Origin of the sequence: uncultured Campylobacter sp. (genome assembly GCF_937890585.1) — a bacterium.
Taxonomy (GTDB): Bacteria; Campylobacterota; Campylobacteria; order Campylobacterales; family Campylobacteraceae; genus Campylobacter_A.
Genome location: NZ_CALACG010000055.1, coordinates 1 through 1,233 on the forward strand (window position 1 = coordinate 1; position 1,233 = coordinate 1,233).

Annotated in this window: 3 protein-coding genes; 1 reads left to right on the forward strand and 2 read right to left on the reverse strand. The window is 40.1% G+C overall.

What is annotated here, in order from left to right; translation table 11 throughout:
* Positions 1–123 precede the first annotated feature (123 nt).
* Positions 124–621, reverse strand: coding sequence for a thioredoxin-dependent thiol peroxidase (gene bcp / locus Q0296_RS01415; RefSeq protein ID WP_298035821.1), 498 nt, complete (start codon positions 619–621; stop codon positions 124–126).
* Positions 618–821 carry a 4-oxalocrotonate tautomerase family protein gene (locus tag Q0296_RS01420; RefSeq protein WP_298035822.1) on the reverse strand — a complete coding sequence of 68 codons (204 nt, stop codon included), beginning with the start codon at positions 819–821 and terminating at the stop codon, positions 618–620. The genes bcp and Q0296_RS01420 overlap by 4 nt, the downstream gene beginning before the upstream one ends.
* A gap of 114 nt (positions 822–935) precedes the next feature.
* On the opposite strand from Q0296_RS01420, the gene Q0296_RS01425 reads away from it, so the two are divergent.
* The coding region (locus tag Q0296_RS01425; RefSeq protein WP_298035824.1) for a hypothetical protein at positions 936–1,233 on the forward strand (298 nt) is incomplete at its 3' end.

Consider the following 1,233-nt stretch of genomic DNA (forward strand, 5'->3'; position numbering starts at 1 on the left):
GTTTTTAGGCACGTTAAGCGGTTTTGCTAGAGTTTGATACTCCACACCTTCAGTCAGTGCTGATAAATTTAGCGCAAAAAACGCACTTAAAATTAGCATTTTTATAAGCTTCATCTTTGCTCCTTATTTTACTAGATCAGCTAGCACTTTTGCGGCGTGGTCTTTGGCTTTTACGCTTTTGTAAATTTTAACTATCTTGCCGTCTTTACCGATCACAAAGGTGCTTCTTACGATGCCAAGATACTCTTTGCCGTAGTTTTTCTTGACCTGCCAAACGCCATAAAGTTTTGAAATTTCTTTATCTTCGTCGCTTAAGAGGATGTGCTTTAAATTTTGCTTGGCGATAAAGCCCGCATGCGACTTCACGCTATCTGGGCTAACGCCGATGATGACGGTGTCATTTTTGATAAACTGATCGTAGTTTGCGCTAAATTCGCAAGCTTCAGTCGTGCAGCCTGGAGTGTTGTCCTTTGGGTAGAAGTAAAGCACCACATTTTTGCCTATAAAGTCCTTTAGTGCAACCTTTACGCCGTCTTGATTTAGCGCTTCAAACTCTGGCGCCTTGTCGCCAACCTCAAGTGTTATCTTTCTTTCCATGTCCGCTTTGCTAAATTCGCTCATTTTATCCCCTTTCTTTTATCCTCTACGCTCTCGCCTGCTACGCCGATGTTGCTCGCATCGTGAGTTTCTAAAAATATCGTAACAGCCTCTTTTTTCTTGCCAAGCACCCTGACAAGCGTATCTGTCACCTCTTGAAAAACTTGATCTTTCTGCTCTTTTGTAGGCTCTGGGCCTGCTATTTTTATATTTACATAAGGCATTTTTGCTCCTTTTTTAAGATACAAAATATTAGCCAAAATGAGTGAAATTTCAGATTAAAGCCGTTATTTAAGAATTTGGCATTAAAATAAGCAAACTTCCAAAAGGAGCGAAAAATGGATTATAACAGGCAAAATAAGGGCTTTGTTTGCTTTATGTATGGCTTTGGACGAAGCAGGGCGGTTTATGCAGTTTTGATGATACTAATGGCACTTTTAGCTGGTTTTTTAACACTTAGCTCAAGCGCTCAAGCTGACGTTTCAAATTTACAAATAGCCCTTGGCATCATACTTTGTGGCCTTTTGCTGATCATTGTAAATCCAAAAATTTTCATCATCAAGCTAATTGGCTATTTAATCGCTTTAGCTGGCGTCATGATCGCCCTTCACAACGCAAATTTGCTCGGAGCTGATT